Raw genomic sequence first — 12,592 nt, 5'->3', positions numbered from 1 at the left:
GGCCGGTCACCCTGCTGGAAAGAGAATGGCGTCGTAGTCCTGCGCCCCGTTGAGCACGTGCAGCACCTCGACCAACGCCTCGGCGTCACTGAGCCGGTAGAAGATCAGGTAGTTGCCGTGGGATCGGCGACGAATGCCGGCCTGCTCCCGGCCGGGCAGCAGCGGAAAGGCCCGCGCCATACCAGCAAGCCCCTGACAGCGCTGCTCCAGCTCCTCCACAAACGTCACGGCGCGTGCGGGGTTATCCTCCTGGATGAACCGGCCGATGCGGATCAGATCCGCGATCGCCTTTTCGGTCAGGACGACCCTTACGGGCGCTTGCTCTCATCGACCATCCCGAGGGCGGCGCGGATCCGCGCGAACGCGTCCTGCACCGGCACAACCCGACCAGCCTCGGCGTCGGCGATGCCAGCGGCCAAGGCGCTGTCCAGGGCCCGCAGCTTGGCCTCATGGTCCTGCTCGGCGAGGTAACGCTCGCGCACCAGGTCGCGGATGTACTCGCTGGGGGTGGCGAAGGCGCCGGCGCGCACCTTATCGCGCACGTACTGCTCCAGTTCGCGGGTGAGGGTGACGGTCATCTGACCATTGGGCGTTGCCATGATCGGGCCTCCTGCTTGCAACTTTATAACACACAGTGATAATCACTGTCTAACAGTGTAAGGCGCTGGTCCTCCTGTTGTGGCACAGGCCCGAAATCACAATGGTTACGCTTCGTTACCCATGTTTCGGCACCTAGACGACGAGTGGGCGACCCCCGCCTCTCGGCATTGGGAAACCCTGGTTAAGCCTGGGGCTGGGCAAGGTTTTTCCGTTTAGGGCACAACTGCTGACCCCCGCTTATCGAGGGGCGTCGCCGTCACAGTGAGAGCAAGGATTTGCTTCCCGAAGGCCAGTGCTCGGCCAATCCGGCAATGGTGGCCGACAGCTTAATCATACTCCCTGCGTAGCGCCGCGCGCTCGTGGATCAAAGCCTCATACATCTGCCGGAACCGTTGCTCCTCATCACTCCGAAGCGGGGTTCGCTGGACTGAGAAGGTCCGTCCCCTGATGACATCCAGAATGCGGATCTCGTGCAGCGGCGCATCCGGCAAAGCTTGTCCGAGTAGCCAAAGGCCCATCCGTGCCGCGTCCTCATTGAGCTCGGGCTCAGGAGCAAAGTACGGATAGATGTAGCGGTTGGTACCCGCGCCGTCCGTGGCAGATAGAATGCTGTCGACCTTCACCGTTGCCGCCAACCCAGCGACGTTGAAACGGGCTCTCAAAACCGGCCCGGCCTGAATTGGTAGATTGGTCAGGCGCCGACGATCACCCCACCATCGCAAAAACCCGTCTCTAAGCTGGTGATAGAGATTGGTACGTCTCCAATTTGCGGTGATCCGTTCATCAACGGCCTGACGGAGATCCAGCGTGCCGAATACGTGCGCCTTCGCATCCGCCCAAAACGGCGCGTAGAAATCGCCACCGCCTTCGTCATCACCGGCTTCCCGGGCAATTTCCTCACGGATGTCCGTGCGCAGGGCGGTTCGGCGAGCGCTCGCATCGGAAAACCCGATCTTGAGAAGCTTGCGGAGAGAGATGTCCTGGAGTGGCAAAGTTGCCTCCAAATAAGCAAGGCAACCCAGAGTAAGGAGGATCTAGGGATAGAGAATCCCCGAAGCGACGTGCGGCTGTAATTCCTGTTGAAAAGCTCCGTCACGTTTGGCTGACCCCCTAGGGCGCGGGGCGTGTCGCAATCTCGGACGTGAGGCGCAGACGAGCCTCTACCGTCGCGCTTTCACGCTTTGTTCGCCTTTGGAAGTCCGAAGCAGAGCGCGAGCAGCCCATTCTGCTCACACACGGTCCACGTGCCGGCAAAGCCGATGCCCTTGCGCAGCCACAGCACGGCTTCGAAGCCCTGGATGATGCGCCGAGCCGTATGGAAGGACTGGAAGCCGCCGATCCGGGGCATGTTCTTCTCGACCCGGAAATAACCGCTCTCAATGCCCTGTTGCAAGTGCTTGGTGACGTAGTGAGCCGGCACGCGAGGCAGCAGGCCCTCCTTGTGGCTCTCCGTGATGGCCGGCGGGTAGGTGCCGGCGCCATCGGTACCAACGCGGTCCGGAGCAAAGAGGGGCTCGGCTGAGAGCATCTTGCGGAAGAAGCGTTTGGCAGCGTCGAGATCCCGGTTGGCGATGATAAGGGAGTCGACCGGATTGCCGTGCTTGTCGACGGCTCGGTACAGGTAGCGCCACTCGCCGCGCACCCTGATGTAGGTTTCGTCGATCCGGACCGAACCGCAGTGCGGCTTGCGGAACTGGCTCAGCCGGTTCTCGATCAGGGGAGCATAGGCCAGAACCCAGCGGTTCAGGGTGCTGTAATCGACCTCGATGCCGCGTTCCAGGAACAGCTCCTCGATATCACGGTAGCTCAGCGGATAGCGCAGGTACCAGGAGACCGCCTGCACAATGAGCGCCGCCTCGTAATGCCGACCCATGAAGTCGCTCTTGACACGCTGCGTAAGCTTGGCGGCGATGGCGGACAAGATTATGGGTGGCCTCCGAGAACGGAAGCGCCATGCAGGCCGTTTTGCGACAGGCCCTTTTTAACGGTCTCACCCTTGCCGGAGTGGGGCCGTTTCGCGTTGGGGGCTTAAGAGCGCCTAACAGAACGGCACCGTGAGCGTGGCCGTGCGTTGGTATGGCATGGCCCGCGCCCTTCTTCCCGACGATCTCTGGCGTGAGATCGCGCCGCTGCTTCCGCCTCCCCGGCCGCGTCCGAAGGGTGGCCGACGACCGATCGAGAACCGAGCGGCGCTCACCGGCATCCTGTTTGTGCTGCGCTCTGGATTGCCCTGGGAGATGCTGCCGGCCGAGATGGGCTGTGGCTCGGGCATGACCTGTTGGCGCCGCCTGCGCGACTGGCAGGCGGCGGGCGTCTGGAGCCGCCTGCATCAGGTGCTGCTGGGGCGACTTCACGACGCCGGTCAGCTCGACTGGAGCCGGGCCAGCCTGGACAGCGCGTCTGTCCCGGCGAAAAACGTATGGCCCGCCCCGTCCGCAAGTGGCTGATGATCCGCTGGTCTGAGCAGTCTGCATAAACGTATCCGGCCTTTCGGCGGTGCCGTTGGCCAAGATGGAGATCCGCGCGTTCTGGTCCTCATAAAGGGGTCGGCGTCGAGCGCCATTTTTCGCCGGAGGCTTCCAGAACACCGATCGACTGTCAGGCCATCTTCCTCTCACCGCTCGCAGACATCGGAAGGCCGACGAAAGCTTCGCCGACCAAGCTCGGTTCAGGCAGCCACCGCCGCCGGCTCGTAGACGCGTTCGTGCCGCAGCAGCGCCCAGACGGTCCGGGCCATCTTGGCTGCCAGCGCCACGACGGCAGTGTTGGCGTGCGCCCGCGCCAGCAGGCCTCGTAGCCACTGGCCGATCAGCGTCTCGCTCTTGCGGAGGGTCGGCATCGCGGCCCGTGCGCCCTGGATCAGCATTTTGCGCAGGTACTTGCTGCCGCGCTTGGTGATCCCGAGGAGGCGTGGTCGTCCGCCGGTGGTGACCTGACGCGGGACGAGGCCGAGCCAGGCCGCCAGATCACGTCCGCGAGCGAAAGTGCCGACATCGCCGATCGCCGCGACCAGCGCTGTGGCATTGAGTGCGCCGATGCCCGGGATGGTGGTGAGCCGGCGAGCGCTCTCGTCGGTCCGAGCCTGTTCGGCGAACTCTGCATCGAGTGCTGCGATGCGCCTATCGAGGGACTGCCAGCGTTCCCGGACATCCGCCACCAGGCTACGCATCCGTGGTGTGAGGTCTGAGACCGCCTCGGTATCGAGCAGACTTTCCAAGCTGGCGGCGAGCTTGGCGCGTCCCTGTGGGACGATGTGACCGCGCTCCAGAAGGACGGCTCGGATCTGGTTCATCAGGGCGGTGCGTTCGCCGACGAGCTGGTCCCGCACCCGGTGCAGGGTCTGCATGTCGAGCTGCGCTTCCGACTTCAGTGTGACGAACCGCATGGTCGGACGAGTCGCAGCCTCCGCGATCGCTTCGGCGTCGCGGTCGTCGTTCTTCTGTGCCTTGACGTAGGGCCGCACATATTCCGGCGACATCAACCGGATGGTGTGGCCTTGAGCGGCGAGCGCCCGGCCCATGTGATGCGCGCCACAGCACGCCTCCATCGCGATGATGCAGGCTGGAAGCGTCGCACCGAAGGTCATCACCGTCTCGCGCCGCATCCGCCGTCGCAGGACGACCCGACCGGTCGCATCCTGCCCGACAAGGCTGCAGCTGTTCTTGCCCAGATCGATCCCGAGTATCGCAATGGCCATCGGTCCGCTCCATCACTGGTGTGAGCCACACTGCAAACCTAGCAGTGAAGCCCGGTGAGGGGCGGGCCATCCATAAAGGGGCTCTGCCACCGGCCCGAACCCGACGGATCGCGGCAAACCGGGGACCAAGCGTCACCTCGTCGTCGATGCCCGCGGCACGCCCCTCGGCGTGACCTTCACAGGAGCCAAACGCCACGACAGCGTGATGATGACCCCGACCCTCGATGCGATCCCGCCCGTGCGAAACGGCCGGCGCGGTCGCCCACGCCGTCGTCCCCATAAGCTTCATGCCGACAAGGCCTACGACGCCCGTGCCCGTCGCCAGGAGTGCCGCGCCCGTGGAATCGTGCCGCGTATCGCCCGACGGGGGATCGAGAGCAGCGAGAAACTCGGGCGGCACCGCTGGGTCGTCGAGCGCACCCATGCCTGGTTCAACCGCTTCCGACGCCTGCCCGTCCGTTACGAGCGCCGCCCCGATATCTACGAGGCCTTCACCAGATTCGCGGCCAGCCTCATCACCCTCAACCAAATCAGGCGGTTCTGTTAGGCGCTCTAAATCTTTCTCGCGGCTGTCATCCTCAACGGTGGTCGGCTCACGACTTGCTTGGTCCGACAGGCGGGTACGGTGCCATGTCGTCCGGATGGGTCGGTTAAGTCAACGCTAACCCTCGTTGCTCACGGCATTCGATCCCTTAATGAGGGCCTCAGACGTTTCCGACCCTCTGTGCCTACGTGCTATGACAACCCCGGACGCAAAGCTCTAGCTTCTTCCGGCCGAGTCCAAAGCCAATGCATTGAGCTAGCGATAACCGTCAGCTGATTGCACCTTCCATGCTTCATTTTTAGTCTCGCGGACTGCCTCCAAGCGTGGTTAAGCTCAATCAGAAATACCGCTCGGAGCGTCCTAAATGAATACGTCCCTTACGGCAGTACATCCTCAGACAGCTGACGATTCATACCTTGGTCCGATAAAGTACCGGAGAATCGCCTTCGTACTGTGTGCTCTTGCGTTGACCTTTAACATTTCTGACTTCCTAACCATCCATCCGCCTAAGGTTAGTAGCAAGGAAATCTATCATTTTATTGCTCCCCTAGCGGTAGCATTTTTTATACTTGCAGTATCGGGCCAGGTTCGAAAAGCACCTTGGGCAAGTCTCGTTCCTGCCGCAGCACTGTTCATATCTTCGTTGCTCCCAGATCTTTCAGCAGTCCCCTTCGACCTACATATAGGTGTTATGGGAGCAGCGCTTCTCATGATGGTGACTTATCTCCGGGTTGGTGTCCCCTTCTATGGATCGTTAGCAATTGCTAGCGGCATATTGATTGCTTGGCGTACAGGCGACCCACTTGTAGGCTTAGTCGGTGCTTTGAGCTTTGGCGCACTTCTCTTCTGTGCCAACTATCCGATCCAAATGGTGCTCGACCACCGTAATGAGCGGGAGCGTTTGCAAAAAATTTGGAGGAGCATTGGCCTGGGCGGTATCTTGCTCCGCTCAGTAGTTTACTGGCTTCCTTCAGCATTGCTCGTAGCAGGTGGCGTTTGGATCAACAGTGAAATTCAGACAATAATCATCCGTGCTTCCTACGACTCCGGTATGGTTGAGAAAATACCAGAATCTATCAAATCAGAAAGTTCTCGCACTGAATTTGAGCAGGATGTATACTACACAATTAATAAACGTGAAATCGAAGCAAGATCTCGGTACGAAAAGTCTATTAAAGAGCGTATAAATAGAGGGGGTGTAACGCTAGAGCAAGTTCCTCAGGTAGTAAAAGAGACCCTTGATTTATTCAAGCCGTCTCCAGTGAATGTTGACGCAGCTTGTTCAGGAGCGGTCTTGAAAGTAAGAGGTTTTAGGATCGGTTCGGCGCATGGGTTCTGTGGCGGCATCGTCCGCGGAATTGAAGCATCCATAGTCAATATCTACGAGCGCGTGAGGTCATCGGCTATAGGATTTACTAATCGTCAAGTCGATCAAGCAATTGCGGCTAAGAAGTCTACTGAGACGGCGCTCTTGGAAGGTGGATCTGAAGGTATAAAACGATTTTTTGATGATATACGCACAGGAACGGCAGCAACATTTTTAATTCTTCTTGTAATTTCTTATGTCTCATACGCCCTTCTTGCAAGTGCACTCATCGGCGGATACTTACTTGTGGTCGGCCGACTGTTATTTAATTTTAAACGTGAGAAAGACGGTACTCCTGTTATAAATCCAGTAACATTCCGCCTTGATCGAAATGCAAAAGCAGCGACAGCACTATCTTATGCGACATACGATCAAGTGAACTTAAAAGCAGTCGCATCCGTCACTGGCAACATGAACACTTGGTACGTGAGCTTTGGGGTTACGCGCATTGGTGATGGAACCCACATGCGACTAATTGTCCCTCAAATACTCGAACTTACAGTACAAAGGATGATAAATAATTTATTTTTTATGACAAAGATTGAACTAAAATATTCTGATAGTGATGCAACAGCTTCTAATCATGGGCCGCGGATTTCACTCCCAGGTGATCTAAAACTTGTTTGTATTTATCTGGATGGCACCCAAGATGTAGTTTTTCAAGTTAAGGAGATGGCTGCTTTTTCAAATGGGGTAAATCTCAGCTCGGTCTACACAACGCATGTTGCAGCCCATTTCTTTGGTCTGGGTTCTTTTTATGCGATTGCGTCAGGCCGTGGAGTTCTTATCCTACGGTCTGACGGCTCACAAGTAAGTAACGTAGAACCTAATCTGTCGGTCACCCCTCCCACACTCATTGCGTGGGATCGACGTGCTGAATTTAGCTTAGCTCAGCAAGTAAGTTTTAGTGGTATATGGTTTAATGACCCATCAATTGTTACTACTTCGACGGCCGGTTCGGCGATAGCTGATGAAGGGCATACTAGTGGAACGGGCCTATTGCATCGAATTGGTCGATTGACCCGCTATCTGTTTATGCCCTTCTAACTCATCCCATTTGGAATTTTTGGAAGGATCAAGGCTGGTGGGCGAGGGACAGCCCACCGCCCTAGCACTACCTGGGCACTTTGGTATCGGAGGGCAGCGTGAAGCGCCTTCGGCAGTGGGGGCACAGGACGGGTGGAACGAGCTTGGCGAACAGCCGTCCGAGGATGGCCTGCCGCACGGCGGGCAGGCTGGGCGACGGCGGCGGGCTCGGCAGGCGGGTCGTCATTTTTCCCCCGCCCCGTCCGATGATGTTCGGCGAGGCGGAGGTGCTGCAGGTAAGCGCAGGCGATGCACGTCATCAGCGCGTGGCGATGCAGCCCGGTCCAGGACCGTCCCTCGAAGTGATCCAGGCCGAGTTCTTCCTTGAGCTGCTGGTGAGCCTGCTCGCAGACCCAGCGCGCCTTGATCGTGCCGGCCAGCGCGCGTCGTGACGTGCCGGGCGGGAGGTTGGACAGGTAGTACTTGCGCTCGCCCGAGGAGCGCCACTCGCCCACGAGCCAGGCCTCTTCGCCCGGCAGGTGCCGGTTGTTGCCCCCGAGCCGAAGTTGCCGGACAGCCTACCAATGACCGCTTATGGGACGCGCCCACGGCGATCCGGGCGACTGGGTTGGGTCGCATGCGGAACGTCTGCTCTTGGGCAGGCGGCGAACTTCCGCTTATGGTGCAATGCTGACGCTCGTCACCGAACCTCCGGACAGCCAACTTCCACCCAGTTGTCTCATGGGGACGCCTTATGCGTTATTTTTAAGAACCTCAGATCTAGGCGTGGGGCAGTTCGCAACCCAGTCTCATTCTTTTGAACCTGCTGAGCCTCGGTTCATTCGCCGGTTCTCCACCGGGTTGTGCCGGTAGTACAACCCGCATCGGCGATTGGTGGAAACTAATTTTTTAGGGAAGAATAATTTATCGACCCTCTATTCCCATGCGAGATAAGGATGAATTCTGTATCCCAGCTTAACTTATTGGAATTCGTATGCCGGGGGGACGACCAAGAAACTTCGATACCAGTCACGCGCTTTCAGCTGCGATGCTAGTTTTTTGGGAGCTTGGCTATGAAGGGGCATCTCTTGAGCGACTTCGGACGTCCATGGGTATCGCCCATATGCCAAGCCTGTTCAAAGCGTTCGGGGACAAAGAGCGATTGTTCAAGGCTGCCACCGATTTCTACTGGGAAAAGTATTACGTTCCCCTGCTCGCTGATTTGGAAACCACGCTGAACGTCGAGGAAGCGTTCGAGTTTTTGCTCAAAAGCCTAATCCATCTTTACACGGACCATGCCCCGATGCGCGGTTGCCTGATCATCACAGGGGCTACGAACTGCACGCCACAGAACGCTGCTGTGGTCACCTGGACGGCGCAGTATCGTGATCGCATTCAGAGTGCGATCCACAGGAGGCTCGCACGCACAGTTTCAGAGGAGCAGATCGCGTCGTCCCATCTCTTGAGCATGTTTGCTGAGTTTTACGGAACCATCATTGTCGGCATGGCAACGCGGGCTCGCGACGATGCCACGACCGATATGCTTCTTTCGACAGTGAGCTTGGCAATTGAACCGTTGGAGATCGACATCTAATAATTAGCGTGGGCTACAAATCCAGAGATTCACAGGCTGCACCACCAGACCTCGCGGCACGCAAAGCCGAATCACCTCTCATAGCCACCACCGCGCCCCTCTGCGGCGCCTTGGCCTGCTGGTGCGGCACGCCTCGCTTTGCCCGTCTCTTTCTCGCCTCCAGGCCACGGCGGGATGACGACGTCAATTGGCGGCGGTGAAGCGATTTTCCTGGCTACTGCTCGCGCTTTCACGTCCTCCTCCAATTCGCGCCACCGCATTGTGGGACACCGGTCGAAGGCCCAGCATGTGTCCTCGGTATCGTGAAAAGCGTGGGCTGCCGCCCGTAGGCCGTAGGCGCTCCAGTCGTATCGCCGTAGCCGATCGACAGCCGGAGCACATGCCGTGATCACATTGGCGACAGCCGCTTCGGTATGCCCGTTGGTCTGCATGCGCCGGGCAATCAGGCTGTCGACGCGGGAGGCATCGGGCCAGCGTCCCTCCCAATGCGCAAGGATGTCAGCGCGATGCGCCCAATACACCGGTGCATTCTCCGGTTCAGGCACTCCATCGGAGGGCCATCCGCGCCCTAGGCGCGAGCCAGCGCCTAGTCCAAGGCGGTTGATGAACGTTATGATCCATTTTTTGATCATGGATTTCAGGCGGCTGCAGAGGGTGCCGGCACCGTCCACGATCTGAGCGTAGGCAGGAGACGGCTCAGCCTCCCGTTCGCGTCCTTCCCGTCGCACCCCATCTTTCCGGATTCGCAAACCGTAGCGTCCGCGCTCTGCGCCATAAAACTCACGAAGCTGTTTTGCGGCGGCTGCTACGGCTGCTGCCTCATAGGGCAATCCGAGCTTTTCAGTGGTCAGGACGACCTCATAGCGATTGTCGGCATTTTTGAGCACGAGCGCCGGTGCGTGGCCTGTGCGAATATGAGTAAGATCGTCATGGGCCAGACCTGATAGGACAACGTGGTGTCTCGTGGTCGAGACCGGCTGCAGGAAGACGGAGCATGGCGCACCGGTAGCTGTCTCAAGTGCGGGCCACGCCGCCGCGACGCCGGTCATCGGTCTCGGTGTGATCTGGAAGAGACGATCCGGGCCGATAGCCGCCCCTACGATATCGCGATGGGAGGACGGGGCGCCAGATCGTTCAGCGACGATCCGGTAGCAGTCGGCCTGCAAAGCAGTGTCATAGTGCGTGAGCAAGCTTTTGGGGTGAAGGCCGGGAGCAGACGCGCGAGCGACAGGAGTGCGTTTCGGTTTAGGTCGTCCCAGTTCTTTGGCGATGTCACGTGCGCTCGGTGCGGATTGAGGCGCTCCACCCGCTACCGCGGCCATCAACATTGGCGCAAAGGCAAACGGCGCATAGATCGTCTGATACGCGTGGTGTGCGATAACGGCTGCCTGTTTTCTCTCGCGAGAAACCGCGAACGAATTCGCGTCGATCCCTGGTGCAGGACGCACAGAATCTTCGTTTCCGACATTTGCATTCCCATTGTTCGCAGGGGTGCTGAAGGCCCGCTCAAATGGTCCGAAGCGTTTTTCGAGTTTGCTGCGGCCTGCCTCGCGGAATGTCGAGGCTTTGACCACGACACCGTCCAGTACCAGCACAGCGCCTGAACCTTTTGCCTGATAGAAGATGTGCTGACGGGCGAGTTCCGTATGCAACTCGCTCCAGGATTTGACGCGTTTAACGATGGGGCCAGCGACCTCGATGGCCCTGCGTGTGGCACTCTCTACACCACCCCGGATCTCGACGACGGCAGCACCTGCCGTAAGCGCATCACCGAATCCAATATTATGAACGAGAGCGTGGCCGCTGAGCATTGTGCGATGGGCCCGTCGCATTCGGACCGCGGCAAGAAGGCGAGCGCAGCGTGCTGCCTGCGTGTTTGCATTAGCAGGATAAGATGCCGAGCTCGCATGCATGCCCACGTCAACCGTTGGGACGATTCGATCCTCGTGCGGTGACGTCTGCGAAGCGCGGCTTTGGTTGCACGCTCGCAGATTTATTGCGGCGACCCTGCGCCGGAGGCGGGCCGCACGATTACGTTGGCCAGCTTGCCGTAGACGACGTTGAGCTGCGTACGCAGCGTCTGAATGTCCGCCACCATCACGTCCGATTTGGCCCTCAGCTGCGCCACGTCTCCCTGAAGTTCGATCAACATTCTTATGATCAGCTCGAGACGCTCCGCGCCCCGGTCCTGGCTGTCGATGATCGCCCCGATCGGATCGGCCTCCTCTCCCCCCTCCATTAGTAGTTTGAGGATCTGCCCCGTGTCGATATGCGCCCCCTGTGCCTCGGTCGCCGCGATGCGGATTAAATCCGGATGTGTTGTGGGGGCGCCCCCCATACTGTTTGACATGATGTTCTCCTTCCCATTCTTCGAGAACTTCAAAATGCGCGCCTGGTTCGTGGTGCCAGCCCTGTGCGTGCTCAATGCGGGCGACGGCGCGCCCGATGCTGCGATGAAAGAAAGCGACCTTGGTCGTCTTCTGGGCGTCGGGTGCGACGCGTGAGATCAGGGCATGGAGGTGCAGGTTGTTGCTGCCGCCGTGCAGCGTCCACAGCATCCCGTGCCCACGTAAACCGGTCTCCTCCTGCAGGATCACGAGAGCCTGCTCGATCTGGCGGATGCTGGGTTGTTCACCGGCCCGCCATGACAACACCACGTGCTCGACCGGGGAGTGCGCGCGCGGCGCGCCCATTACCGTCGCGATCATTTCCGCGATCTGCCCTGAACGCGTCCCGGCGATCAGGTTGAGCTGACCGAAGGCAAGCACGTCGGCCCGGTCAGCCCCGCGATCACGACGGTCTATGTAGACGGCGAGATCCAGGATCTGCCGTCCGATCAGCGCGCCGTCGCGACGCTTTGGCATCTGCTTGCCGATCATGACGCCGGTCCCGAAAGCGCGTCGATGGCGCGACGGATGTCATGCAGGACAGGGCGACCGGTTTCGCGCAGGCTTGGGGTCCGAATGGCGAGCTTGGCCAAGCCGCCGAGCCGGCGCAGTTCGCGGATCAATTCGGCATCGACCTGTGCCGTGATGTGCAGTCCTAGCAGGCGGCGCCTGGTGAGCGCTGCCAGCGTCAGGCCTGCCGCTTTGGCTTCGCACAGCAGACGATCGTATTCTTCGGGGGTGAGACGAATGCCGACCTGTTTGGTGAGGCGGCGGCATTCGGATCCACTCTGGCCGGACATCGGCTGCGTCCTTCCAGGTGGCTTCAGGGATGGGGGATTGGGGGGGCGCCCCGACAGGCTGAGGGAGTTGTGAGAAGCGTGAGCGCCGAACGGCTCCCGCCTCGATGCGGTCTGCGCCCGGCTTGGCCGGCGCGGATAGCAAAGAGCATCCTGCCCCGTCGCTCCTTCCGAGAAACACGGCGTCCGGCCGTGATCGCCCCTGCCGAACAATCTGCATTTTGTCCTGTCATCTTGGTTGACCTTTTCCTGCGCTGTTCCTGGTATCGCGGAAGACGTGTTTCCTGCGTCACCGCCGCATCACATCACCGACGGCGAAAAACCAGATTACCTCATGATCGGATGCTTGACTCCCCAAGCGCGTCCCTGCGCTTCATAGCAACGGCGTGCGCATACGGCTGTGAGTCGCCAAGCACCGCGCTGTTAAGCGTATGGATATTGAGAAAAATGGACCTGTCGAGCGATTCGACACTTCTCAGCAAAAAATCTTGCCTCGATCTTACCCTTGTGTGAATCGCTAAACTTGATCAGCCTGTCTCAAGGTGGCGAGCACAGGGTTAACGCCGCCCCACCGCCGGTGA

11 protein-coding genes and 4 pseudogenes are annotated in these 12,592 nt (G+C 59.5%); 5 read left to right on the top strand and 10 right to left on the bottom strand.

Translation table 11 applies throughout. From position 1 onward, the window contains the following. Positions 1-6: 6 nt before the first annotated feature. The 4 genes from ACYQML_RS04200 to ACYQML_RS04185 form a co-directional block, all read right to left on the bottom strand. Positions 7-300, bottom strand: a complete 294-nt coding sequence (locus ACYQML_RS04200) for a type II toxin-antitoxin system RelE/ParE family toxin (RefSeq protein ID WP_461235662.1) — start codon at positions 298-300, stop codon at positions 7-9. Between the two features lie 8 nt (positions 301-308). Then, positions 309-599, bottom strand: a complete 291-nt coding sequence (locus ACYQML_RS04195; RefSeq protein ID WP_156652631.1) for a type II toxin-antitoxin system ParD family antitoxin — start codon at positions 597-599, stop codon at positions 309-311. 327 nt (positions 600-926) lie between these two features. Beyond that, on the bottom strand, positions 927-1,592 hold the full coding sequence (locus ACYQML_RS04190; protein WP_461234816.1) for a hypothetical protein: 666 nt from the start codon (positions 1,590-1,592) through the stop codon (positions 927-929). A gap of 182 nt (positions 1,593-1,774) precedes the next feature. After that, on the bottom strand, positions 1,775-2,527 hold the full coding sequence (locus ACYQML_RS04185) for an IS6 family transposase (RefSeq protein WP_461235661.1): 753 nt from the start codon (positions 2,525-2,527) through the stop codon (positions 1,775-1,777). A gap of 154 nt (positions 2,528-2,681) precedes the next feature. Between ACYQML_RS04185 and ACYQML_RS04180 the strand changes: the two are divergent. Beyond that, positions 2,682-3,014 (top strand): annotated as a pseudogene (locus ACYQML_RS04180) (transposase); the annotation flags it as partial. Between the two features lie 254 nt (positions 3,015-3,268). On the opposite strand, the gene ACYQML_RS04175 reads toward ACYQML_RS04180, so the two are convergent. Next, positions 3,269-4,297 (bottom strand): IS110 family RNA-guided transposase, encoded by a 1,029-nt coding sequence (locus ACYQML_RS04175; RefSeq protein ID WP_461234815.1) that lies wholly within the window; start codon positions 4,295-4,297, stop codon positions 3,269-3,271. A 79-nt stretch (positions 4,298-4,376) separates the two neighbouring features. On the opposite strand from ACYQML_RS04175, the pseudogene ACYQML_RS04170 reads away from it, so the two are divergent. Continuing rightward, positions 4,377-4,844, top strand: a pseudogene (locus ACYQML_RS04170) (IS5 family transposase); the annotation flags it as partial. 361 nt (positions 4,845-5,205) lie between these two features. Continuing rightward, a complete protein-coding gene (locus ACYQML_RS04165; RefSeq protein WP_461234814.1) occupies positions 5,206-7,254 on the top strand; it encodes an AIM24 family protein in 2,049 nt (682 codons plus the stop codon). 104 nt (positions 7,255-7,358) lie between these two features. On the opposite strand, the pseudogene ACYQML_RS04160 reads toward ACYQML_RS04165, so the two are convergent. Further along, positions 7,359-7,778: pseudogene (locus ACYQML_RS04160) on the bottom strand (IS701 family transposase); the annotation flags it as partial. Between the two features lie 563 nt (positions 7,779-8,341). On the opposite strand from ACYQML_RS04160, the gene ACYQML_RS04155 reads away from it, so the two are divergent. Next, a complete protein-coding gene (locus ACYQML_RS04155; RefSeq protein WP_461234813.1) occupies positions 8,342-8,827 on the top strand; it encodes a hypothetical protein in 486 nt (161 codons plus the stop codon). Between the two features lie 71 nt (positions 8,828-8,898). On the opposite strand, the gene ACYQML_RS04150 is transcribed toward ACYQML_RS04155, so the two are convergent. Both ACYQML_RS04150 and ACYQML_RS04145 read right to left on the bottom strand, forming a co-directional pair. Continuing rightward, positions 8,899-10,638, bottom strand: a complete 1,740-nt coding sequence (locus tag ACYQML_RS04150; RefSeq protein ID WP_461235660.1) for a hypothetical protein — start codon at positions 10,636-10,638, stop codon at positions 8,899-8,901. 182 nt (positions 10,639-10,820) lie between these two features. Next, positions 10,821-11,177, bottom strand: a complete 357-nt coding sequence (locus tag ACYQML_RS04145; protein ID WP_461235791.1) for a hypothetical protein — start codon at positions 11,175-11,177, stop codon at positions 10,821-10,823. Between ACYQML_RS04145 and ACYQML_RS04140 the strand changes: the two genes are divergently transcribed. After that, entirely contained in the window at positions 11,176-11,331 is a 156-nt protein-coding gene (locus ACYQML_RS04140; RefSeq protein ID WP_461235790.1) for a hypothetical protein, read from the top strand. The genes ACYQML_RS04145 and ACYQML_RS04140 overlap by 2 nt on opposite strands. Here ACYQML_RS04140 and ACYQML_RS04135 read toward each other — a convergent pair. Beyond that, a pseudogene (locus ACYQML_RS04135) lies at positions 11,293-11,520 on the bottom strand (relaxase/mobilization nuclease domain-containing protein); the annotation flags it as partial. The gene ACYQML_RS04140 and the pseudogene ACYQML_RS04135 overlap by 39 nt on opposite strands. Before the next feature lie 182 nt (positions 11,521-11,702). Further along, complete coding sequence (locus ACYQML_RS04130; RefSeq protein ID WP_461234812.1) at positions 11,703-12,014, bottom strand: plasmid mobilization protein; 312 nt, start codon at positions 12,012-12,014, stop codon at positions 11,703-11,705. Between the last annotated feature and the right edge of the window lie 578 nt (positions 12,015-12,592).

The sequence above is a fragment of the Methylobacterium sp. CM6244 genome (assembly GCF_054817885.1).
This window is presented reverse-complemented; position numbering and strand designations above follow the sequence as displayed.

Excerpts from the sequence above, each read along its gene's own strand:
- ACYQML_RS04165 (WP_461234814.1), top strand. The coding sequence starts at position 5,206 with ATGAATACGTCCCTTACGGCAGTACATCCTCAGACAGCTGACGATTCA.
- ACYQML_RS04145 (WP_461235791.1), bottom strand. The coding sequence starts at position 11,177 with ATGTCAAACAGTATGGGGGGCGCCCCCACAACACATCCGGATTTAATC.
- ACYQML_RS04140 (WP_461235790.1), top strand. The coding sequence starts at position 11,176 with ATGATGTTCTCCTTCCCATTCTTCGAGAACTTCAAAATGCGCGCCTGG.
- ACYQML_RS04195 (WP_156652631.1), bottom strand. The coding sequence starts at position 599 with ATGGCAACGCCCAATGGTCAGATGACCGTCACCCTCACCCGCGAACTG.
- ACYQML_RS04150 (WP_461235660.1), bottom strand. The coding sequence starts at position 10,638 with ATGCTCAGCGGCCACGCTCTCGTTCATAATATTGGATTCGGTGATGCG.
- ACYQML_RS04155 (WP_461234813.1), top strand. The coding sequence starts at position 8,342 with ATGGGTATCGCCCATATGCCAAGCCTGTTCAAAGCGTTCGGGGACAAA.
- ACYQML_RS04175 (WP_461234815.1), bottom strand. The coding sequence starts at position 4,297 with ATGGCCATTGCGATACTCGGGATCGATCTGGGCAAGAACAGCTGCAGC.
- ACYQML_RS04130 (WP_461234812.1), bottom strand. The coding sequence starts at position 12,014 with ATGTCCGGCCAGAGTGGATCCGAATGCCGCCGCCTCACCAAACAGGTC.